19 protein-coding genes and 1 pseudogene are annotated in these 22,436 nt (G+C 67.7%); 11 read left to right on the top strand and 9 right to left on the bottom strand.

Annotated features, from left to right (window positions below):
- Positions 1–138 precede the first annotated feature (138 nt).
- Both ABZ454_RS23805 and ABZ454_RS23800 read left to right on the top strand, forming a co-directional pair.
- Entirely contained in the window at positions 139–1,401 is a 1,263-nt protein-coding gene (locus ABZ454_RS23805) for an IS256 family transposase (protein ID WP_359540660.1), read from the top strand.
- Positions 1,401–1,682, top strand: coding sequence for a DNA-binding protein (locus ABZ454_RS23800; protein ID WP_359540657.1), 282 nt, complete (start codon positions 1,401–1,403; stop codon positions 1,680–1,682). The genes ABZ454_RS23805 and ABZ454_RS23800 overlap by 1 nt, the downstream gene beginning before the upstream one ends.
- A gap of 799 nt (positions 1,683–2,481) precedes the next feature.
- Here the strand turns inward: ABZ454_RS23800 and ABZ454_RS23795 are convergent.
- Positions 2,482–3,540, bottom strand: coding sequence for a hypothetical protein (locus ABZ454_RS23795; protein ID WP_359540654.1), 1,059 nt, complete (start codon positions 3,538–3,540; stop codon positions 2,482–2,484).
- A gap of 376 nt (positions 3,541–3,916) precedes the next feature.
- On the opposite strand from ABZ454_RS23795, the pseudogene ABZ454_RS23790 reads away from it, so the two are divergent.
- Positions 3,917–4,261, top strand: a pseudogene (locus tag ABZ454_RS23790) (transposase family protein); the annotation flags it as partial.
- A gap of 66 nt (positions 4,262–4,327) precedes the next feature.
- On the opposite strand, the gene ABZ454_RS23785 reads toward ABZ454_RS23790, so the two are convergent.
- Entirely contained in the window at positions 4,328–4,897 is a 570-nt protein-coding gene (locus tag ABZ454_RS23785; RefSeq protein WP_359540652.1) for an SMI1/KNR4 family protein, read from the bottom strand.
- Positions 4,898–6,972: 2,075 nt separating this feature from the next.
- A complete protein-coding gene (locus tag ABZ454_RS23780; RefSeq protein WP_359540649.1) occupies positions 6,973–7,935 on the bottom strand; it encodes an AraC family transcriptional regulator in 963 nt (320 codons plus the stop codon).
- Between the two features lie 34 nt (positions 7,936–7,969).
- Here ABZ454_RS23780 and ABZ454_RS23775 point away from each other — a divergent pair, with 34 nt between their 5' ends.
- Positions 7,970–8,986 carry an SDR family NAD(P)-dependent oxidoreductase gene (locus tag ABZ454_RS23775; protein WP_359540646.1) on the top strand — a complete coding sequence of 339 codons (1,017 nt, stop codon included), beginning with the start codon at positions 7,970–7,972 and terminating at the stop codon, positions 8,984–8,986.
- Between the two features lie 214 nt (positions 8,987–9,200).
- Here ABZ454_RS23775 and ABZ454_RS23770 read toward each other — a convergent pair whose 3' ends face one another.
- A complete protein-coding gene (locus tag ABZ454_RS23770; protein ID WP_359540644.1) occupies positions 9,201–10,118 on the bottom strand; it encodes a hypothetical protein in 918 nt (305 codons plus the stop codon).
- Positions 10,119–10,839: 721 nt separating this feature from the next.
- On the opposite strand from ABZ454_RS23770, the gene ABZ454_RS23765 reads away from it, so the two are divergent.
- From ABZ454_RS23765 to ABZ454_RS23750, 4 genes are all read left to right on the top strand, one after another.
- Positions 10,840–11,358 carry a hypothetical protein gene (locus tag ABZ454_RS23765; protein ID WP_359540642.1) on the top strand — a complete coding sequence of 173 codons (519 nt, stop codon included), beginning with the start codon at positions 10,840–10,842 and terminating at the stop codon, positions 11,356–11,358.
- A gap of 609 nt (positions 11,359–11,967) precedes the next feature.
- The gene (locus ABZ454_RS23760) at positions 11,968–12,228 is read left to right on the top strand and encodes a site-specific integrase (protein ID WP_359540640.1); all 261 of its coding nucleotides are present in this window, start codon (positions 11,968–11,970) and stop codon (positions 12,226–12,228) included.
- A 33-nt stretch (positions 12,229–12,261) separates the two neighbouring features.
- Positions 12,262–12,459, top strand: a complete 198-nt coding sequence (locus ABZ454_RS23755) for a hypothetical protein (RefSeq protein ID WP_359540637.1) — start codon at positions 12,262–12,264, stop codon at positions 12,457–12,459.
- A 48-nt stretch (positions 12,460–12,507) separates the two neighbouring features.
- Positions 12,508–13,140 (top strand): DUF6000 family protein, encoded by a 633-nt coding sequence (locus tag ABZ454_RS23750; RefSeq protein ID WP_359540635.1) that lies wholly within the window; start codon positions 12,508–12,510, stop codon positions 13,138–13,140.
- A 253-nt stretch (positions 13,141–13,393) separates the two neighbouring features.
- On the opposite strand, the gene ABZ454_RS23745 is transcribed toward ABZ454_RS23750, so the two are convergent.
- The 3 genes from ABZ454_RS23745 to ABZ454_RS23735 all read right to left on the bottom strand — a co-directional run bounded on the left by ABZ454_RS23745 (position 13,394) and on the right by ABZ454_RS23735 (position 15,459).
- Positions 13,394–13,627, bottom strand: coding sequence for a hypothetical protein (locus tag ABZ454_RS23745; protein ID WP_359540632.1), 234 nt, complete (start codon positions 13,625–13,627; stop codon positions 13,394–13,396).
- Between the two features lie 543 nt (positions 13,628–14,170).
- The gene (locus ABZ454_RS23740) at positions 14,171–14,683 is read right to left on the bottom strand and encodes an ATP-binding protein (protein WP_359540629.1); all 513 of its coding nucleotides are present in this window, start codon (positions 14,681–14,683) and stop codon (positions 14,171–14,173) included.
- Positions 14,684–15,003: 320 nt separating this feature from the next.
- Positions 15,004–15,459, bottom strand: coding sequence for an Lrp/AsnC family transcriptional regulator (locus ABZ454_RS23735; protein ID WP_359540851.1), 456 nt, complete (start codon positions 15,457–15,459; stop codon positions 15,004–15,006).
- A 122-nt stretch (positions 15,460–15,581) separates the two neighbouring features.
- Here ABZ454_RS23735 and ABZ454_RS23730 point away from each other — a divergent pair, with 122 nt between their 5' ends.
- Positions 15,582–16,127, top strand: coding sequence for an alpha/beta fold hydrolase (locus ABZ454_RS23730; protein ID WP_359540626.1), 546 nt, complete (start codon positions 15,582–15,584; stop codon positions 16,125–16,127).
- A 483-nt stretch (positions 16,128–16,610) separates the two neighbouring features.
- On the opposite strand, the gene ABZ454_RS23725 is transcribed toward ABZ454_RS23730, so the two are convergent.
- Positions 16,611–17,093, bottom strand: a complete 483-nt coding sequence (locus tag ABZ454_RS23725; RefSeq protein WP_359540623.1) for a MarR family transcriptional regulator — start codon at positions 17,091–17,093, stop codon at positions 16,611–16,613.
- Positions 17,094–17,182: 89 nt separating this feature from the next.
- Here ABZ454_RS23725 and ABZ454_RS23720 point away from each other — a divergent pair, with 89 nt between their 5' ends.
- Positions 17,183–18,055, top strand: a complete 873-nt coding sequence (locus tag ABZ454_RS23720) for a haloalkane dehalogenase (protein ID WP_359540620.1) — start codon at positions 17,183–17,185, stop codon at positions 18,053–18,055.
- A 127-nt stretch (positions 18,056–18,182) separates the two neighbouring features.
- Positions 18,183–18,956, top strand: a complete 774-nt coding sequence (locus tag ABZ454_RS23715; RefSeq protein WP_359540616.1) for an alpha/beta hydrolase — start codon at positions 18,183–18,185, stop codon at positions 18,954–18,956.
- A gap of 246 nt (positions 18,957–19,202) precedes the next feature.
- Here ABZ454_RS23715 and ABZ454_RS23710 read toward each other — a convergent pair whose 3' ends face one another.
- Positions 19,203–22,310 carry a BTAD domain-containing putative transcriptional regulator gene (locus tag ABZ454_RS23710; protein WP_359540613.1) on the bottom strand — a complete coding sequence of 1,036 codons (3,108 nt, stop codon included), beginning with the start codon at positions 22,308–22,310 and terminating at the stop codon, positions 19,203–19,205.
- Positions 22,311–22,436 lie beyond the last annotated feature (126 nt).

Below are 22,436 nucleotides of genomic sequence, written 5' to 3'. Positions count from 1 at the left end.
TGACGCGGTCGGGGATTGTGGGGCGGGCGGCTTCTGGAGTCGCAAGCAGAGCGACGATCGTGACCGGCTGATTGCAGTACGGGCAGTTCCGGACCGACGTTGGTGCCAGCGGATCGACGGCACCGGGAACTGTCGTGGGTGGTGTTGCCGGAGCTCAGCGTAGTCAGCAATGACGGAATTACCGAGACTGAGTCCCTGATCGACGATATCGTCCGCGAGGGTGAGGGGCGGATGCTCGCCGCGGCGCTGGAGGTCGAAGTCAACCAGTACGTAGCCGAGGTGGCCAGGGAGTGGGACGAGGCCGGCCACCGTGTGGTGGTCCGCAGCGGCCGTCATCGGGAATGGACGGTGGCCACCGCCGCCGGGCCGGTGTCGCTGAAGGCGCCCTGCGTGAACGATAAGCGTGTCGACGTGGAGACCGGTGAATGCAAGCGGTTCTCGTCGAAGATCCTTGCGCCGTGGTGCCGCAAGTCCCCGAAGGTCAGCGAGGTCCTGCCCCTGCTCTACCTTCACGGACTGTCCTCCGGGGATTTCGTGCCCACGATGGAGCAGTTCCTGGGCTCGTGGGCCGGCCTCTCGTCGGCGACGGTGACCCGGCTGACGAAGCAGTGGAGCGAGGACCACACCGCCTTCCAGGTCCGCGACCTGTCGGATTGCGACTACGTCTATGTGTGGGCCGACGGCGCCCATCCCAAGGTCAGCCTTGGTCAGGCCAACTCCTGCGTCCTGATCTTGATGGGCGTGCGCTCCGACGGCCGCAAGGAACTCATCGCCCTGGCCGAGGGGCTGCGTGAGTCGACCGAGTCGTGGGAGGATCTGCTGCGTGACTGCCGCCGGCGCGGCTTGCGCGATCCCGAACTCGTGGTCGGCGACGGTGCGATGGGCGTATGGCTGGCCCTCGCAGAGGTGTTTCCGCGGGTCAAGCGTCAGAGGTGCTGGGTTCACAAGGCCCGCAATGTCATGAATGCGCTGACGAAGTCGGCTCAGGCCAGCGCGAAGAAGGCCCTGCAGGAGATCTACAACGCCGAGGACGGCGACGACGCCGAGAATGCGATCAAGGATTTCGAGCGCCCCTACGGAGCGAGGCCGAAAGCGATCAAGAAGGTCACCGACGAGGCCGACGAGCTCTTCGCGTTCTACGACTTCCCTGCCGAACACCGGGTGCATCTGCGTACGACAAATCCCATCGAGTCCACTTTCAGCACCGTGAAGTCAAGGACCGAAGTCACCCGCGGGGCCGGCAGCCCGACCGCGGCTCGGGCGACGGTGGTCCACCTTGTCGAGTCTGCCCAGGCCCGCTTGCGCGTGATCTCCACTCCCCACCTCGTCGCCCACGTCCGCAACGGCGCCCGCTTCAAGAACGGTCACCTCGTCGAACCCTCCGAGGCGGTGGCCGCCTGATGACACCGCGAGACGAACGCCGCTACCCCGAGCTCCTGCGGGTTCCCCGGGTGGCAGACGATGCCTGGCTGTCCCAACCCGAGGCCGCCCGCCAACTGGGCACCGCACTCTTTCGCGTCGGCGCACTTCTCGCCTGCGGCCACCTGGCGCCCGCAGATAACTCGGCAGGGAGGGCGGGCGTCACGATCACCAGCGTGCAGGCAGAGAAGGCCTGGCGCGACAACGCCACGTACCGCGCAAAAGCCCTTCGCCTCCTCAAGGACACGGTCGGCTTCTTCTGACTACTCGGTCCACAGGTCTTGACGATTACTCCGGAGGCGAGGGTTCGTGGTGAACGTGCCCTTGCAGGGCGGGCAGGTGTGAGCAACCGGGCTGGCCAGGGCCGGCTGGTGGGCGGCGCTTCTGCTACGAGGAGAACGGTAGATCTGCCTCGGATAGCGGAATGAACTGACCTTTGCGTCTGGTGAGTGTGTCGTCGGCGATCGAGAAGCTCTTGTCGTCTTGAGAGCTGAAGGCGGTCCAGTGCCCAGAGGTCGTGTCTGGGCATGGCGTACCTCCCGACATGGCGCTGTCCAGGGCCGCCCCGGTCAAACTGCGGTCAGCGCTGAGGCCAAGGCGAGCGTCGTCCGGATTGCTCTATTCGCCGGTGACAGCTCTCTTCCGCACTCCGACGTCGATTTATCTACGGGGAGATTTCGTAGAACTGAGCGCGTTCAGAGTGGCCACCGATCGGATGACAGCGACGAGGGCGCAAAACGCGAGGCACCTGTGCCATCGAGGGAGGCGTCCGAACGCTCATCTCGTCAGCGCAGGTGCCTCGTGGGTCCCTTATCCTGCCGCACCCGATCTGCCTCACGCACTGGTCGAGTGAGTCACCCTGTTCAGCCCCGACCGCATGACGGCGATCGCCAAGGCAGTCCTCGCCACGGAAAGACAACGCTGAAAACGCTCACTGGACGCTCTCTTCACCGCACTTCGCGCACTTCGACTTGCCGGAATGCAGGCGAACTCATGCTGTCCTCCGTGCACATAGCTTCGCTTCGCAAACGCTCGAACACGGTACCGCCGCTCGCCCGTGGATCAGTTGACGAAGTCGCTCTTGTAGAAGACGCTGGCCTCGAAGTGGTCGGTGTCGGCGGTTTGCCTGGAGGAGTAGCCGAAGGCGAGTCGCGGGGCACCCGAGGCCATCCAGATCGCCATGCCCTGCGCCTCGCGGCCGTTGAGGGAGGCACCGGCGCCCGTCGCGAACTTGTCGTAGTACGTTCCGCCGGTGGTGTTCAGGTCGAGGGTCACGAGGTACGAGGTCCGGTTCGGGCCTCCGTACAGGAGGTACGCGAACCGGCCGCACAGCGCGATGCCCTGGAAGAGGTCGGCGTCGGTCAGGCCGAGTTCGTCGTTGTTCGGGATCGCGCGTTCGGCGATCCGGTCGTCCTGGCCCAGCCGTCCCGCGACGGCGTCCGCCATCGAGAACACCGCGATGCGCCAGACGCGGTCGGCCGGCTCCTGCGTCGCGTATCGGATCAAGAGTCGGTTGGCGTACGGGTCGATCGCGGGTCGCGGGAGCTTGGCGAAACTGTTGAACGTCGGGGTCCGGTTCCAGATGGGGGTGACCGGGTCCGTGTACTTCAGAACCATGCCGTCCGCGTACCGGAAGCGGGCGAGCGTCTCGCCCGCCCCGTTGTCGTCGGAGTCGCCGCCCTCGATCCACAGGTAGGGCAGCGCGCCGGCGCCGGCCGGCTCGACGCCCATGGAGGAGCCGTGGCCGAACCCCTGGATCGTCGAGGCGCCCAGGACGTTGCCGGCCAGGTCCGTCCGGGAGATCCACAGGTCACCGTTGTGACCCGCGCTGGTACCCACCCGGTGCTGGGCGAAGTACATCTGCGCGTTGACGTGGTCGTAGGCGAAGGACTGCATCGCCCAGTACGGCTGGTGGAGGGTGGCCTTGAGGACCGGGTTCCCGCCGTTGCCCGCCAGGACGAAATGCGGGGAGACGAGGGGGTCCCCGGCGGCTGCGGGGGACGCCGCGACAAGCGGGGCCCCGGCGCCCGCCGCGAGCGCCGCGAAGCCGCCGCCGGCCCGAAGAAGCTGCCGCCTGGTCCATCCCCGGCCGCTGACGTCGTCCACGCGTGTCTCGCTCATGGCACTCAACTCCCCACCCTACGGACCCGGCCACTCCGGGTTCGAACAACTGAGTGTATCGGGAATGGAATTGGCCGGGGCCGGCGTGCCCGGCGGATCGCGGGGTTGCTCGCCGACCACACCGGCGAGCCGGTCACCACCGCCGAATAGGCGAGCTCGTCGCCCAGGAGCAGCGCTGGTGGTCTGCGACTCGTACAACGATCTCGGGACTGGTAGGCGCGCACTCACGGATGTCGGTGACGGTCTGCCCTGACGGCGGCATTCACGGCACCAGGGGGGACACGTCCATGCGTAGGGCGCGGACTTCCTCGCCCTTGCGTAGGGCCATGCTGTGGGAGGTGGCGAGCGGAAAGCGGAAGGCCGTCACACCGGCAACCTGTTGTGGATCTCGCCCGCGCTGCCCGGCCGCACCCACGACCTGACCGCGGCCCGCACCCACAGCATCATCCGGATCTGCGAATGCCAGGGTGTTCCGATCCTCGCCGACCGCGCCTACATCGGCGCCGGCCCCTGGGTGACCACACCCATCAGACGGCCTCCGCGCCAGGACCTCACCACGACTCAGCGAACAGTCAACCGCGCCCTGTCAGCGGCACGAGCACCGGTCGAACGAAGCATCGCACGACTCAGGTCCTGGCGGATCTTCCGCCGAGCCCGCTGCAGCCCCAACCGCATGACCGCCACCGCCGCAGCCAGCCTCACCCTGGAACGTCAACGCTGACGTAGCTCCTTAGCGCTCCAGGGCGAGGACGCATTGGCGATGGCAGTCATGCGGTTGGGAACCGTCTCACGACCAGACGAGTCGACCTTCGGTGACCCCACAGACCGGGTAGCTGCCATCGGCGATCTTCGTCAGCATCTCCGCTACGGAGTCGAAATAGTGGGCTAGCGATTCGTACTCGCCCGTGACCGTGATCTCACCCACGAACCACCTGCCGACACGCCCGTCCCGCACATCGATGAACTTTCCCATCCAGCCGTCCTGGTCCGACAGGAACGGGATCCACTCATTACGCCAGAACGGATTGTCCGGCTGGTCCGGAGGGTCGAATCCACCGGGCATGGAGCGGTTCGCGTAGAGCTTCTCCATCGCCCGGATGCCCAGAAAGAAGCTGCCCTCGTCCGGGAACCCGTCGAAGCCGCAACATGCCACTTCGTCGTCGACATCTTCCTCAGGCAGATCCAGATTGTTCTGCAACAGCCACGTCCGCAGATCCCCAGGAAGGGCGATACCCATCCGTTCCTCGGCGGCCGCGAGCATCTGCTCCGTAGCGGGCCCTGGCAGATCCGCGTGATCGGCCGGGGCGTGCTGCCGAAGAAGGGTCATCACGCGGGACCAGTTCTCAGCCACACTCATTGCCCTCTGCCCTCTCTACACAAATGCCTCCGTCCGACCGCGCCACGGCGGAGGCTGCGAAGTGCCGACCGGAGAACCTTGCAGGGAGGGTACTTCGAGCATGCTTCCTGTCCCCTCCCCACGATCATCTTGCGACCCGAAGCACAGGGCCGACTCCTCGGCGAGGCGACCGCCCGCAACTTTGCACAGACAACCGCTGTGCTTCGGGCCCAACCGAGGAGCCTCCAGGACAGCAGCGAGGGCCGTGGCGTCCAGCATGAGAAGCTGCAACGGCCGCATGTCGAGGCCGCCGAGTACGCAGACCGAGCCGCCGCGCTCCTGCACTTCCTTGCCGAACTCTTCTCGGGCCCTACGGGCCAGTTTGCCGGAGGCCCCGCTCACCCCCACCACATGACGTCAGTCGCCAGTGCCGCCCTCACCCTGGAGTGGCAAAGCTGAAAACGTTCAGTGCGCCGGAGCCGTGCCAGCGCTGCGACAACCCACAGGCGTTGGGGAATTCCCATCCCGCGTGACCCTTTCCGCGTCGGCGGACTGACAGAAGCGGATCACCGTGCGCAGCGCAGCGCTGGCCAGAGTCGTTGATTGCAGGTCGACCCGGCCGATGCAGGTCGACGTGCCCACTCCCAAGCCTTGGCCGACCCGCCGACCCGCCGACCCGCCGACCCGCCGACCCGCCGACCCGCCGACCCGCCGACCCGCCGGGACCCGCCGACCCGCCGACCCGCCGGGACCCGCCGGCTCGTTGAGCCGCCAGCCCGGCCCGCGCGGACCGTTCATCCGATGGCGGTAGCCCTGGCCGAGGGCACCTCTCAGTACTTGCATGCTCACCGCGGAAGCCGCTCGATACGGTGGCGGAAGGGCCACACAAAGTCGAGAAGGGAACGTTCGAGCGAACTGCAGTCTCCTTCGGGTGACCGCTCTTCTGCGGAATCAGGACTTTGGCCGTGCGGCTTCGTGTCCCGAGAGCAGCGGGTGTAGGAGCTCGCCCCATGGGGTGAAAAGGCGTGGGTAAGAGCGTGCCAGACAGCTATGAGCGGGCGTCTGAGTAACTGGGGCGCTGGTAATGACAGGCGTACATGGTGGGGGTGTATAGCCGCCGGCAGCGGTAGCAGTAGTCGTGCGGCCCGGTCTTCGCAGTTCCGGGCGGGAGGGCTTCCAGCTCTGCCCCCGTACGACTACCGCGAATCTATGCCGCGGCGCCGCCGGCCTCCTGCGGATCCCCCATCGGGCGCGTCAGCCCGTCATCCCCGACCGGCCTGCGCCAGGGTTCCGTGGCGTCCAACTCCCAATGGTGCTGGCACTCCTCGCATCGTGGCCCGTCCGTGACGGCGTCCTCCCCGTTCGGGCAGTCCGTACCGTCCCCGCGACCCACACACGCCTGTTCCCTGGTGTCCCCCATCCGTCGACCGTGCCTCGCACCCACGAGGGCCGGGAGAGGGCCTGGCGGGGCGCACAGGCGCTCGAGAAGAGCGCAATGCCCCAATACCTACCAGACGCCCCACATGGGGACGCTCAACCAGGACAACTCGGGAATGTGAACTGTCGAGAGCGTCGTGAAGCCCTACCTGTCCGGCATCAAATGAACCGTCACCAGCCGATACGGCCACACCCCACCGAGGAACTCGCCCGGTCAGCGCTTCCATGAGGAGCTCGACGAGCCGGGGGAGGAGGCTGCTCCCGGGTAGTCGGCCGCTGCGTACGGCCCGTTCCTTGGTGCTGTGCTGTGCTGTGCTGCGCCGAGGAGGCGGCGCGCTGCCCGCCACGAGCAGGACGCCGCACGGGGTGATGTCAGTGCGCAGACTGCCGTCCTGCGCACCGGCCTCGAGCAGGGCGGTGACGGCGCCGTGCAGGAGGAGTGATAGTCAAGAGTTGTGGCGCAGCTGACTTGCTCAATGACCCTTGCCCATCCTGAAGTTGCAGGCGAGGGATGTGGCGTCGTGGGGGGAGATCCGTGCTCGCGACCTTGCAGGCGGCTGTCTGGGTTCTTGATGTTCTAACGGGGCAGGCGGGGTAGTTCGCCCTCGCCCTCGCCGGAGCCGTGTGGCCTTCTGCGATCCGTTGCGTCGCGGGCCCCTTCACTCCTGCGTGCGCAGGTGCTGCCGGTATCGAAGGGGCGACAGTCCGACCTGACGTTTGAACGCGGTGCTGAACGCGCTCTCGGACGTGTATCCCAGCTTCGAGGCAAGGGCTCCGACCCGGACGTCGCCGTCGCGCAGTGCCTGTTGCGCGAGCAGCATCCGCCAGCGAGCGAGGTAGGCCAAGGGCGGGACGCCCGCCACGGTACGGAAGCGTTCGGCAAAGGAGGTGCGTGACATCGCCGCGGCGTGGGCCAGCTCGTCCAAGCCCCAGGGCTTTCCGGGATCGGCGTGCATGAGCCCGATCGCCGGGCGCAACCGCTCGTCGGTCAGCACGCGCAGCCAGCCCGGGGGCAGTTCGGCCTCGTGGGCATAGGCGCGCACCATCTCCAGCACCAAGAGCTGTACATGCTGGCGGATCGCGAACTCCGCGCCGATCCGGCGGGTGCTCACCTCGTCGAACAATCGATGGATGGTGCCACGCAGGTTGTTCGCGCTGGCGGCTGATCCCCGGACGTGCCCGACCGGTGGGAGCGCCTGCTGCAGCAGCGCCTGACCGGTCGGGTTGAGCTCGACTCGGCCACCGACCACGACATCGTCGGTGTCGAAGTCGACACCGAGGAGATCGGTCGAGGGGTCGTTCTCCTCTGGCAGGATCTCGCGGCGCGGGGCGGCGCCGGTGCCACCTTCGAGTTCCAGCCACGACCGGTTGTTCAGCAGGGCGACGTCGCCAGGCTCGAGCTCGACCGACGAGTCGATGCCGTCCGTGGTCAGCCGTGCACACCCACTCACCATTGCGAAGAACTTCAACGGGGTTTCGAGCGCCCCGCGCGAGACCCACGGACCGCGTGCCGCGAACCCGCCGGAGAGCACACCGCGGACCTCGATGAGGTCGAACACCTCGGAGAGCTGATCTTTGTCCACCTCCGTACTGTCGCGAAAGAAACGCGGATCGACAAGCATTCAGAATCCACACGGCGCGGCGCAGGCTGGAGGTATGACACCAAGCACCACGCACAATCAGCGCCCCATCGGATCCGGCTTTGCTCCCGCGTCGACGGTCGACGACGTCATGAAGGGCATCGACCTCACCGGCAAGAACGTGGTCGTCACCGGCGGACACTCCGGGCTCGGACTGGTGGCCACACGCGCGCTGGCCAGGGCCGGCGCCACGGTCACCCTCGGCTCCCGCGACACGGACCGTGCTGAGAAGGCGGTCGCCGGAATCGCGGGCATCGAGGTCCGGCGGCTGGACTTGCTCGAACCGGCTTCGATCGACGCCTTCGTCGCCGGCTACCTCGATTCCGGCCGGCCGCTCCACATCCTGATCAACAACGCGGGCTTCCCGGGCTCGGGCGGGATCGTGCGCGACGCGCGCGGCTATGAGGCGCAGTTCGCGGCCAACCACCTCGGCCACTTCCAGCTGACGCTGGGCCTGTACCCCGCCCTGCGCGCAGCCGACGGCGCCCGGGTCGTCAACACCACGTCAGGCGCCCAGCGAATGTCCGACATTCTGTGGGACGACCCGCATTTCACCACCGGCCGGTACGACCCCAGCCTCGCCTATCCCCAGTCGAAGACCGCCAATGTGCTGTTCACGGTCGAGTTGGACCACCGCTGGGCAGCCGACGGAATCCGTGCCTACGCCCCGCACCCGGGCATCGTGCCCGCTACTGCCTTCAACAGGTCGGTGGGCGAGGAGGCGCAGCGGGCCATGGGCCTCATCGACGAATCCGGTGAGCCGATCATCGACCCGGACCGTGGAAAGAAGACGCCGGACCAGGGCGCCGCGACCATCGTGTTCGCGGCCACAAGCCCCTTGCTCACCGACATCGGTGGCGTGTACCTCAACAACAGCGACATCTCACCGTTGGACGAGGACCCCAAGCCCATCGATCTCACCGATCCCGACAACGAGGTCCCGGTTGATGTCGTACCACACTCCATTGACCCCCGCTCCGCCCAGCGTCTGTGGGAGCTGAGCGAGCGACTGATCAAGAGGCCATCCGCCTGACTCGCCGGAACAAGGCGTACTGGCGTCGGCGCTTCAGGGAGGTCGAGGGAGAGGCCGGTTCCCGCGAGGAATCCGTGGAGGACGTCGCGACCCACGCGGGCTTCGGCGCGGCCGTCTCCCTGCGCCAGCGCCTCTCGACGGCGACCGGCGCCTCCCCGACAGCCTACCGACAGGCCTTGACGGGCGCCCTGCGATGGTCTGACGGCCGCGGGTCTCAGGCATCGATGCGCACCCAGGTACGGCCGGCGCGGAGCCACAGGATGCCGTCGCGGCCTTGGCCGCACTTCATGACCACCCGCCCGGGCACCCGCACCCGCTCCTGGCCGAAGGCGACGCACACGTCGCCGACCAGCTCCGCGCGGGTCACGCTGGTCCTGCGCTTGTAGTGGTCGCGGCTGGTCAGGACCACCCGCGTGCCGCGCACGGCGAAGCCGTCCGGGACCTTCACCGGGCTGCGGTAGCTCGCGACTTCGCCGGTGGAGGGTGTGATTCGGGTGAGGAAGGTGCCTCTGGGGCTGTACCAGACCAGCCACACCGACTCGCCTTCCGTGGCGGCCGTGCAACCCTCCAGCGGCCAGTCGGGAAGTCTCCCCTTCGGCGTCCACGTCGCGACACCCCGGGTGTTCCAGCCCGCCAGGCCGGCTGCGGACTCCGGGTGGCCGCCGTAGATGCCCTCGTCACCGTAGGCGGTCCAGATGCCCCCGCTGCAGTCGGTGACCAGCGCCGGAATGTCGTCACCGAGGCAGAAGGCACCCTCCGGCCGGCCCTCGGCGGAGTACACGACGGCGTTCTCCCGCCAAGCTCCCTTCGCGTCCCGGTAGGCACGGCCCGACGCGAGCAGGAACCGGGACCCCGGGAGCAGGGCCAGATGGCTGGGCCACATCTCGATCCCTTCGACCGGGATCCGCCGCTGCTCCTGCCCGGAGGTGATGACCAGCTCTCCGTCGAACGGCGTCTCGGGACGCCATCCGATCCACCCGCGGGGGTACTTGTCGCGGCTCAGGTACCGGCGCTGAACCAGCATCACGGCGAGTTCGCCGTCCGGTCCCACGGTCCACCACAGCGCACGCCACCCCGCCTGGACGTCTTCGGGTGACAGCCGCCAAGCGATGGGCAACTCGTTGATCGTCATGGGGATTCACCTTTGGGACTCCGGGGGCCTACGCCGCCCGAAGATCGCCACGTTACAGGCCGCGGCAATCCCCACTCCTCGCCGGGAAGCGAAGACCGGCTCTTCGCGCCGCCCTATGCGATGACTGACTTCAGCTCGTCAGGGTGATGGCGGGGCCGTCGTCTCAGGCCCTTGGAGGGCTCTGCGGCTTCGCCCTGGTTGATGGTGCGCGGGGTGTTGCGCCCCGGGCAGGCGGGCGCTTTGCGTTATCGCAGGCAGTTCCCGTTTTGCGTGTCGTGAGTGCTCGGATTTCCTTGCTACTCGTGACCTGAGTCCTGTTGTGGTGCTGGGTGAGGTGGGTGGTGGTGGGCGTGGTCTCAGGGAAGGCGGGCGGCGCGCGCCGGCCTTGCTCGACCGGTCCGTCGCGGGGCTCCGGGTGAGTGACCAGACAGCGCTCCTCTACTGCGGGGCTTCGGGTGCCATTCGGCGATCACCCGGGCTCGCGCCGGACTGTCGGGCACCAGGCGGCCACTGCATCCCGAGGAGTGCACCCCCAAGGCTGTGTGGTGTGAATAGCACGGCTCCCCGCGCAATCGACGCCAATCAGTGGCACTGCTATCTTGCTCAGCCGTACGTCGTCGTCATCCCATCGACTGCGAAACGGGGAGGCCTGGTGAGTCAGGAAACGAAGTTACGGCCTCGGCACTTACAAGGGCAGCTACATGTTGCCTCAATCGCATGTGTGACCGCCCTGCTGGTCGCGACGATTGCTAGCTGCTCCGGTAGCGGCAAGCCGTCTGTTGCCGGTTCCAGTGCGATCGCTGACAGCCGAGCTACGAGTACGACACAGACCGTTCAACCCCGCAGGTATGTTGCCATGGTCGTGGACGGCGAGTTCCACGCCATGCTGGCATTCCAGGTCCACCCTCAAGGTGGTCAGGTGATCGGGAAGTACACGCTGGTGCACTTCGACGGGCAGGGCAAGGAGGTTCGAGAGAACACCGACTTCAACGGGCGCGGCTCGGAAAGCACTTTTGAGTTCAACGGGCTGACCGACTACGGGGCAGTCACGGGCACCCTGTCCAAAGATCGAAGCCAGCTGACGCTCGACCGGGACTTCGGTGTGCAGAAGACACAGTGGACAGTCGTTGCCTCTGTCGACGTGTTCGAGTCAGGCGTTAAGGACTATGCCAAGCGATTCGAATCCTGTTCCAAGAAGCAGGACTATGACTCCTGTGAGGACGTAGCAGACAACGGTTAGCGGAGGGTAACGGAGACTGGCTCGTTGCCAACCTGACGGGTAGTTGGACCGGCAGCCGCGGCGGCGGGCATGAGGCGGACGGGGGAGACCCTTATGCCCATTGCTACCCCGGCCCGCCCTGGGATGGCCACGATTGAACGACCGCATGATCCTCAACGGGATCGTGTAGAAGTTCCGGGCTGGCGGGATGTGCCCGAGCGGTACGGCCCATGGGTCACGAATTTTATCTGGACAGTTTCTTTCTGCGGGTGACTGTGTGCACCGGTCCGCGTGCGTAGGGTTCTGGCTGTGCGGGTGATGAAAGTGCCGAAGCGGCAGCCGACCCGCCCCAGGCGCGGTTGGTCGACGCATCCGGCGAGCCATTGAGTGAAGTCGATGACTTCTTACGGTTGTTGGCGGTTCGGGCGTACTCGCCGAACACCGTTCGGGCCTACGCTCACGACCTGCAAGAGCTCTACCCGGAGTGCAGCAGAAGTCCCGCCGCGACCGTGTCGTCGCCCTTCACGAAGGGTGGGCACTGGCGGCCCTGAACGCCTACATGATGCGTGAGCGGCCGTCCGATACGGACAGCCCCTGGGTCTTCCGTTGGCGGCCGGGGCAAGAGCCGGGGTGAACCACTGGGCTACGACGCGCTGGTGCGGATGTCTCGCCCGGGCCGCACAGCGGGCCGGTGGGCGCGATGCGTGGCTGACGCCGCACAGCTTGCGGCACACCCACGCCACCAGGATGTTCGAGGCCGGCATGCGGGAGCTGACCCTGATGACGCGGCTTGGGCACGCGACGCCGGACTCGATGAAGGTCTTCACCCGAGTCAGCGATCCTGAGGTCGTCAAGGACTACCTCAGGGTGATCGGAGAGCAGGACACGTAGGGACCCTGCGCGTGCGACCTCTACCTGACCTGCGTGGAGTTCGTCACCACCCCGCAATACGCGCCACGGCTGCGTGAGCGGCTCTGCACCGAACAGCAGTTGGTTGCCGATGCCGAAGCCCGCGGGTGGGGACGTGAAGTCGAACGTCACCAACGCACCGCAGAGCTCATCACCAGTCTCCTCGACGACCTCGGCGAACCCCACGACACTGGCACCGACGATGAAGGGTGAACACGGAAAGCCCTGGTCACAAGGCAGAAACCGCGTCAGGATGCCTGCATGCGCCTTCCTTGCCCCTCGGACCCCGAACTGATCGACGCCATCAACCGCTACGTCAAGCCGACAACGCAGGGACACGCGCGCTACCTGCACCTCCTCCACGCCAACTTCAGACGGGAGGACGAAAGCGAGCGCACCGCCTTTCTCCGGGCACTGAGCGCCGCCGCCCGAAAGATCACGGACGAGGAACTTGAAATCCTCCTGGAAAGCGAGTGGCGCTCCCGCCTCACAGCCGCCTGGCTCATCGGCTTCGACCGCCGTGAGCACTTCCGCGACATCCTGGGCGACGCGCTCCTGGCCAGCCAACTCTGCTTCTCCGGGCAGGGCTACTGCTTCGCCCTGGCACGCTTCGGCACCCATGAAGACGCCCAGCACCTGACGGCCTACCTGGACTACTACCTCCAACGGCCCGACTGCCAGTACGACCAGCACTGGGCGATCAGCGCACTCCTCCACATCGATAGCCGCACGGGGAGGGAAGACGCCGCCTCCTTCCTTGCCCCAGGTGGCCTCTGGCACCAGTGGAACGAAGCGCAGTTCAGCCCGTCGGCTCCCAGTCGGTTTATGGACGACCTCTGCGCGCTCGCAGAGCAGTACACGCCCGCTCATGACATGCCCGAGGCCAGTGAGTAGCGGCCACTCCATCGGGCGAACTCTCCCGGTGAAGGACTCCAAGTTGTCCAGATAAACGCTCCACACCCGTTTCCGCGATGGGCGGCAAACGGCACGTTCGATCGGATGCTTCGCGCAGCGCAGGCGAGGGCGGACGCGGCCGGAGACCTCGACTGGATCGCGACCGCGTGTCCGGCCCGATCACGTCCTGTAGCCGCCCGCCCCGGCTGCCGCGCCGGAGCCGGTTGGCTCCGAAGGCAGGGTGGTGCGTCCGTCAGAGCGGGGCCAGACCACCCTGTTCCGTCTCGTAAAAAGCAAGTCCGCGACGGATGTCCTCGCGGCTGTACGGCATCGGCTCGAAGGCGCCGATGATCAGCTGGTAGTTCTCGGGTCCGCCGGGGACCCTGACGGTGAAAGAGACCTTGCACAGCTTGAGCTGGGACCTGCCCCTAGCGCGGCCGCCCTCAACCTTCCCGGTCCCCAAGACCGTGCCGTTGCCGTCAGTCACACGGACTTCCTGCCCCAGCTGTATCTTCGCGCTCCGTGGGGGCGTGCACGGTCCGCCGGGCTCGACGCCGGCACCGTTGTTGGGCAGCATGACATCGATCCCGCCCTGAACCAGGAGAAGAGGGGAGGGCGTTGCGGCAGGCGATGCGCTCTTTGCGCCTTCGACCGACTCCGTGCAGCCCACCAAGCCGACCAGGCCCACGACCATGCCGACAGCCCACAACGGCCTCATCTGTCCCCACCCCTTGCATACGCGGACGGTCCATCCGTCGCGTTTTTCTTGCACCTTACATACGGTGCTCCCCCTCTCCGGACGTGGGGGCTCCAGCGGCAACGCGGGCGTACCAGCGTTGCGCTGATCGTTGTGGAGGGCGCTGATGACGCCCCATCACTCCCCATTCACGCTTCCCAGAAGTTGAGCCAGAACCCGTTCTCATGAACAAAGCCACTGAGGCCCCTCGCGAAGCACCACCACACGCGCTACCAGCTCATAACCCGTGTCCGGGCCGCTCCTGGACAGCGTGACGAGCGGCTTCTGCCGCGCTCACATCAGGCGGCCTGCCGGGTTCCCGCCGGGGTCGTCGGCCAGCACGACAGCGGTCTTGATGCGCTTGCCCACCGGCTCTCGGAGCATTTCGAAGCTGCGGCACACGCCGATCACGATCTCCAGGCCGTGCTGCCCGACCCGGCCCGGATCAGCGGCCCGGGCCACCGGCAGCGTCGGCTCGGTGTCCCACACGCTGATCTCCACGGCACCGTCGCGGATCTCCAGGTCCAGCAGGCACGGGCCGGGCGCGTATTTGTACGCGTTGGTCACCAGTTCGCTCACCACCAGCTGCACCATGCCCATCGCACGGTCCGACACAGCGATTCCGTGCACGGCCTGCACCTCGGTCAAGAAGTCCCGGGCCGCACGCCGGGCCTCGGCCACCGGCTCGTCGCTGGCGAAGGCCAGAGCCGACAGTATCGGGCGGCCCCCCAGCGTGAGGTCTTCGTTTTCCGGCACCACTGGGAGCACGCCGCCACCCTCGTCCTGAGCAACATGGTCAAGGTCCATCGACTACCCCCAAAACCACACCGCACACCACCGCCGGACGCGAGCATTCAGAGCCAACCCTTGCTGTGGTCAGCACCACCCGATGCGACCTTCGGACCTGCGCATTCAGGCCGGAGGCTTAGATACGGGCACCCCCACGCCGCAGTCCGTGTCCTCGTGGCGTAGCGCCCCGAGCCGGACGTCCCGTAGGACATTGCCGAAGTCGCTGAGCTACCTGCCTGGCCCAAGCCGTTCGCCTCCTGATCGAAGGTACAGGCGCTCCGCTACGAGGGGGGACGGTGCAGAGTCTGGCAGCGCAGCGGTGGGACTGGATGTGGCGGTCACGACGTCGTTGACGATGCCATGGGCAACGACTTGGGCGGGTAGCTGCGCAGAACGAGTGAGGTGGTGACCGGTCCGTAACGGGCGAGGGAGTCCACGACCTGTTCAAGGCGTTCGGCATGAGAGCAGTGCACGTCGAGCAGCAGGCAGTCCTCGCCAGTCACGCGGAGGGTCGAGATGACCTCGGGGGTCCGGGCGGCAAGGGCGAGTGCTTGGGACAGTTGTGCGTGGGTAGTGCGTAGCCGGACGATGGCGTGGATGTTCAATCCGACCGCGGCTGGGGCGACGACGGCACGGTAGCTGGTGATGATCCCGTTCTTCTCCAGGCGTTGGATGCGGGCGCTGGCTGCCGGCTGGGACAGCCCGACGCGGCGTCCGACCTCGGCTCCGGTGAGCCGGCCGTCGGTCTGGAGCAGTTCCAGGATGGCACGGTCGATCTCGTCGAGTGATTCCATCGTTGTCACCCCCACTTTCTTTGAGATCACTTGCTGAGCCCGATCGTTGCCGCTGATTCATCGAGACTCGCCCAGGGTGTCCCCGTGATGTGCGAGGGGCACGATTGGAAGGGCGGTAGGCGATGGTCGCGTACGTCATCATCCCTGGGATCGACGGTTCGGATGAGTGGCACTGGCAGAGCTTGTGGGAGAAGCGATGGGGGTCCTCAGCGGTCCGCATCGCACCGGCGTCGTGGAGGAGGCCGGACCTGCCGGACTGGGTCGCCGCAATCCAGGCTGCCCACGAGACCGCTTCCCGGCGTGACAACCAGGTGGCGTTGGTGGCTCACAGCCTTGGCTGCTGGGCAGCTGCGCACTGGCTGGAGAAGGCGCGACCCGAGGCGGTGGCGGCGTTCCTGGTCGCGCCTCCCAACCCCCAGGGACCGGCGTTCCCACGTGAGGCAGCATCGACGTTCCTGGGCCTGTCCGCTCGCCCTTTGCCGTGCCCGAGCCTGATGGTGGCCAGCAACGACGACCCGTACTGCGAGCCGACGACGTCAGCCTCCTTCGCGCACGAGTGGCAGGCGCAGGGCCACCTCATCGGAAGTTACGGCCACATCAATTCCGCCAGCGGCCTCGGTGACTGGCCGACGGGCCTGGAACTCCTTCGGATGCTCGTCGACTGCTGAGATGACCGATCCGACACGGAGGCCCTCCGCGTCGACGCCGGCGCTCACTCTGCTCAGAAAGCCCGTGCGCGTCGCATCGCCATGCCCCGCTGTCTCCCGAAGGGCGGCGCCGTTCGATCGACCGCTGCCAGAACCACCCGATCGCACGCGGGTCGGCTGCGTACTGGCGGTCGCCTGCACCACCCGCGTGCGGATCAACCAGAACCGTACGGTGGTCCAGGCCGACACAGCCGCAGCCGCATTGCCGTCGGGCGCGTGGCAGCGACAGCGCGCCGGGGCCAGGGGCCCGCGCTACGACGACTGGTCTGGGTCCAGATCGGCCCCGACCGCAACCGGTGCCGGCAGCGGCAGGGATATGCGGTGAGGCTGTTGGCCACGTTGCTCGACGGACCGGGGAACGGTTTTCCTCTGGCCCAGCCGTTTGATCGTGTAGCGATGCGCACGTAAGTGCCTTGTCGATCCCCACGAGGGAGCGTGGCGTGTTCACATCTTCTGGTTGTGATGATCCACGAGGGTGGCAAGAAGCCGGGCCAACTGCTCGCGTTGCGGCGGGGTCAGTGGCGCGAGCACTTCGTCTTCCACCTCGGTGAGCAGTTTGTCCAATTTGGGAAGCTGCCGGAGACCCCGTTCGGTGAGGACGATGATGTTCTGCCGGCGATCGGCGGGGTTGGGGGAGCGTTCCACCCAGTCGCGACCGGCCAGCTCGTTGATCACCGTGACCATGTCGCTGCGGTAGATCCCTGTGCGGGAGCTCAGCTCCGCCTGGCTGGCGGATCCGAACTCGTCCAGGGTGGCGAGTACGGCGTAGTGCCACTTGCGAGTGCCTGCGCGCGCCAGTTCCTCGTTCACCAGGCGATCCGACTGGATCGCGGCCAGTGACAGAAGACGGGTCCCCAGATTGTGGAGCCGTGCTGCTGCGGCCCGACGGTTGGTCGAGCGCGCCACGTCGGGCGTGCTGTTGCTCATTCCGTGATCATACCCCTTGCGTTAGTCCCACTAACGAACTACCTTCGACGCCAGCGAACGTTAGTCAGACGAACGATTTGGAGGGCGTCATGCCAGTGGCGAAGGTGCTGGATTCGACGATGTTCTATGAGGATGCCGGGTGCGGCATTCCCCTCGTTTTCCTGCACGGCAACCCGGGCTCATCCCACCTGTGGCGCAAGGTGCTGCCTGCGGTGGACCTGCCCGCCCGGCTGCTGGCCCCTGACCTGATCGGCATGGGCCGCTCCGGCAAGCCCGACGGGGCGTACCGGTTCGCTGACCATGCTCGCTACCTGGACGACTGGTTCGACCGGCTGGGTCTGGACGAGGTGGTGCTCGTCGGCCACGACTGGGGCGGCGCACTCGCCTTCGACTGGGCAGCCCGCCACCCCGGCCGGGTCCGCGGTATGGCCTTCTTCGAAACCATTGTGCGGCCGATGTCCTGGAGCGAGCTGGCCGACGGACCTCGCTCGCGTGCCGAGGCCATGCGCGGGCCGCAGGGTGAGGCGCTGGTGCTGGACCAGAACGTCTTCCTGGAATCGGCCTTCACCGGCGGGGTGCTGAATCCGGTGAGCGAGGAAGACATGCGGGTCTATCGGGCGCCGTACCCCACCCGGGAAAGCCGTCGCCCGGTACTGGAATGGGCGCGCTCGCTGCCGCTGGACGGGCAGCCGGCCGATGTCGCCGAACGGGTCGAGCGGTACGGCGCGTGGCTGGCCGGCAGTGACGAGGTTCCCAAGCTGCTGCTCACCTTCGACTCGTCGCCCACCTTGCTGATCGGCAAAGAGATCACCGAGTGGTGCGAGGCGAACATCGCCGCGTTGCAGACTCGACACTGTGGCCCGGCCGGTCACCACGCGCCCGAGGACCAGCCCCAGGCCATCGCCGACGCGATCGGCGCATGGGCCAGGAGGCACACTCTGACCGGCGACCGGTCATGCTGACTGGAGGGCGAGCATCGGCCCAATACGGTCGATGAGTCGGCCCGCCCCGACTCCGGGTACGGGACAGCCCTGAGACGTGAGGGCTACTCTCGTCACTTCGCCGATCCGAAGTCGAGGGGAGCAGCCTGTGCGCAACGCCACCGTGACGCCTGAGGGCGACCAGATCCGCTGGGTTGAGCTGCCGGGGCAGGGGCCGGCCCGCGTTTACGTGCACGGGCTGGGCGCCACGTCGCCGGCCTACTTCACGGAAGTTGCCGTTCATCCTCTGCTCGCCGGAAGTCGTACGCTGCTGATCGACCTGCTTGGACACGGCATCAGCGACCGGCCGACGCACTTTGCATACACCCTGGAAGCGCACGCCGATGCCCTCGCCGCAGCCCTGATCAGCGCTGGTGTCACAGGCGCTGAGCTGATCGCGCACAGCATGGGTGGCTCGGTAGCCATCGTCCTGGCCGCCCGGCACCCCCAGCTGGTCGCCCGTCTGGTCCTGGTCGACGCCAACCTCGACCCCATCCTGCCCAAAGCCGGCTCCGCAGGCAGCAGCGGCATCGCCGCGTACTCCGAGGAGGACTTCCTTGCGGGCGGCTGGGAAGAGGTCCGGGACCGGGCCGGTTCCCACTGGTGGTCCACGATGCGCCTGGCAGGCCGAGAAGCCCTGTATCGCAGCGCTGTCCACCTCACTCGCGGAACCGATCCCACCATGCGCGAGCAGCTACTGGACCTGAAGATCCCCCGCACCTACCTGCTGCCCGAGGCCGACGGTCCTCTCCCGGGCACCGATGCGCTCGTCGAGGCCGGCGTGAGCGTGGTCTCGGTCCCGGACTGCGGGCACAACATCATGCTGGACAACCCAGAAGGCTTCACCCGCGCCACCGCGGCAGCGCTCTCCGTGATGGCGTAGCGAGCCGCCGGCACAGCCTCCCCACGGGTCTCCGCCACCTGTGGGTGGGCCCCCACGACGGCAGTGATCCGGTCGTCTTCGGGTCGCTGCCCTGGCTCTCTTCTTCTTCTTGGACTTGCCCAGCCACGCGCAGCGGGCTCGCCGCCCCGCCCTTGCGAAGAACGACCGGCCCGTCCACACATGCCCGCGCCACCCGGGCGAGAGGCGGGCGGCCGCAGCGCTCGCCGCCCGGGCCAAGGCGGTTGCTCAAGCCTTACGCGCTCCTTCGGCCTCGTCGCGGGCACGAGCCGCGGCTGTGTGGTCGCCGGCCAGAGCGTGTGCTTCGGCCAGGGTGTCGAGGCCGACGGCCAGCCACCTGCTGGAGCCGATCTGCCTCCAGATCCTGACGGAGGCCTCGGCGCGTCTGCGGGCCGGTGACGGACGGCCCACCGCGAGTTGCGCCTCGGCCAGCGCGTACAGCGTCGCCGCTTCACCCCAGAGGTTGCCGAACTCCCGGTAGGTCCACAGACTCCGGGCCAGCAGGCGGCGTCCTTCCCGGTGCTCGCCCTGCCGGATCAGGACGTCCCCGAGCCAGCACGTCGCGTGGGTGGCGCTGAGGCGGTCGTCGAGGTCCTCACTGATCGCGACGGCTCGCCGGTAGGCGTCGGCGGCGGCCGGGTAGGCGCCGAGCGCTCTGTGGCTCTGGCCCAGGCATCGCAACGCCTGGGCTTCCCCAGGCCGGTAGCCCGCCACCCGGCTGACCCGCAGGCACTTAGTGAACCGCTCGATGGCGGCCACGACACGTCCCTGCTCGAGGTCGATGACGCCGAGGCCGTTGGTCGCGTAGACGAGACAGTTGACGTTACCCGCGGCTTCGGCCAGCTCGTTGGCCTCGGCGAAACGGAGCATGGCGGTGGAGTACTGGCCGAGGAGCCGGTGCACATAGGCCAGCCCGGCCATGGCACTGGCCCGGTACGTGGGCCCCTCACCCTCGGCGAGCACCAGGGCCTGCTCGAAGTGGTCCACTGCTTCCGGATAACGGTCGAGGATGGTGGTGAGTTCACCGAGGCAGCGGTGCACCTTCGCGGCGCTGTGCCGGTCGCCGTGGCCGAGGGCCGCCTTGAGTGCCCGGTTCTGAAGCCTCTCCCAGTCGTCGAAGTGGCTGCCGACCTGGAAGAGGGTCGTGAGGGCGGTCGCCAGACCGGCGGCGGGTGCGACACCCTCCGGGCCCTCCAGCGCCTGTTCTGCCACGGTGATGAGAAATTGGCGTTCGTCGTTGAACCACGCGAGGGGATCGGCGAGCAGCTGATGCACGTCGGTCGCAGCCAGCCGCCAGGAGGCCAGATGCAGCTGTGAGATGCCCTGGAAGTCGACACTGAGGGTGTCCGAGGCGAGGTCGGCGAGGTGCAGGCTCGCCCCGAGTAATCGGGCGAGGGCTGCCGTGCGATCACGCTCCGGGACGTCCTGCTGCATGCGCTCCCTGGCGAACAGGCGTACCAGGTCGTGCACTTGATAGCGGATGCCGGTTGAATTCACCGAACCGGCCTGCACCAGGTGCACTTCGACCAGATCGTCCAGGACGGTCTCCGCCTCGGGCAGGGCGGTGTCCAGCAGCGCGGCCAGCGCCCAGGCGGCGAAGCTCGGCCCGGGCAGCAGGGCGACCATCCGCAGAGCATGCTGCGTTGCCGCGGACATCTGCTGGTAGGTCAGTTCGAGGCTGGCCCGTACGGCGATGTGGCCGACGGCCAACTCGTCGAGCTTGCGCTGCTCGTCGGCGAGTGCGTGTGCCACTTTGGCCAAAGGCCAGTGCGGTCGGGCGGCCAGCCGCGCACCGGCGACCCACACCGCCAGGGGAAGGCCACCGCAGGTTTGCACGATGGAACGTGCCGCCCGCGAGTCGGCGCCGGTCCGGTCCCGGCCCAGCATCTCGCGCAGCAGGTCGAGTCCCGTCGCGGGGTCCAGTACGTCCAGGGAGAGACGGCGCCCGCACAGTTCCGCCAGGGTCGTGCGGCTGGTGATGATCGTGGCACAGCGCACGCCGCTGGGCAGGAGGTCACTGACCTGCTGGGCACTGGCGGCATTGTCCAGGACCACAAGCGTCTGCCGCCCCGCCAGCAGCGTGCGGTAGAGATGGACGCGGTCGGTCAGCTCCGCAGGCACCGTACCGCCGGGGACGCCGAGCGCGCGGAGGAAGGTGCCGAGGACCGTGAACGGCTCGGCCGGCTCGTCGCCGAAGCCTCCCAGGTCTGCGTGGAGCTGGCCGTCCGGGAAGCGGGACGCGAGCAGGTGCCCCGTCCGTATCGCGAAGGCGGTCTTGCCCACTCCGGCGGGGCCGGTGACCAGCAGTGTCACCGGGCCGGGCTCTTCTTCGCCGAGCAGCCGGCGCGCCTCCTCCAACTCGTCCTCGCGCCCGACGAAGAGTGACAGGCCCGCCGGGAGGAGCCGGGGGACGAGCTGGCGTGCCATCGGCGGGCCCACGTTTGCCACCGTGCCGCTCTTACGAGGCGGTTTCGCGGCGGCGGCCGGTTGCTCGGTGTCAGCCGGTTTCGCGGCATCGGCCGGTTCCACGATGTCCGTCGAGCTCGTCGCGGCGGCCGGGTTCGTGGCGGCGGGTGGTGCCGCGGAACGGGGCGCGGCGAGCTGCGGGGCGCCGGTGAGGATCCGTTCGTACAGCCGCCGCAGCACCGCGCCCGGGTCGACGCCCAGCTCGTCGGCCAGGCGTCGCCGAGCGCGCTCGTACGCCACCAGCGCTTCGGCCTGTCGTTCGCACCGGTAGAGGCCCAGGATCAGTTGCCCGATCACCCGTTCGTCGAGCGGATGCGCCTCGGCCCGGGCGGCCAGTTCACCGACCATTGAGTAGTGCTGTCCCAGGCGCAGCCGCACGTCGACCAGTTCCAGCTCGGCGGCCAGCCGCTCGCCCTCCATGAGGTGGCGCTGCGCGTTGAACCACGGGGCGTCCACCCCGGCGAACGGGCTGCCGCGCCATAGTGCCAAGCCTTCCCGCCACAGAGCCTCCGCCCGCACGTCGCCGCCCGCCTTCCGGGCCCGGTCGGACAGCTCGCGGAAGCGGTGCGCGTCTACCGCCGAGGGCTCGACTGCCAGCCGGTAGCCGCCGCCCCGCTCCCGTGTGATGGCGATGCCGTCGGCGGCCAGTGCGTTCCGCAACCGGGAGAGGTATCCGTACAGCTTCCGGCGGTTGTTCGCCTGCTCGGTACCTCCCCATACCTGGTCCACCAGGGCGTCGGCCAACACCGCCCGACCGGCGTTGACGAGCAGCGCGGCCAGCACCCGGCGCTGCACCGCGTGCCCCACGTCGACCGATGCCCCGTCCCGCCGCACCTCGATGGTCCCCAGGATCCCGAAGCGCGTGACCATCACACCCCCTGCGACACCCGGCAGTCTCCCTGCCCCACACTCTGGGCTCCACCGACCTGTGGGTCCAGACGGATTCAAGCTTTTCCGAAGGTTCGTCGACGCCGGCCCCGGCACCGTGAGGGGCAC

The sequence above is a fragment of the Streptomyces sp. NPDC005803 genome (assembly GCF_040630435.1).
GTDB lineage: Bacteria > Actinomycetota > Actinomycetes > Streptomycetales > Streptomycetaceae > Streptomyces.
Note: the sequence above shows the minus strand (reverse complement) of the source record. Positions and strands in the feature narration are given on the sequence as shown.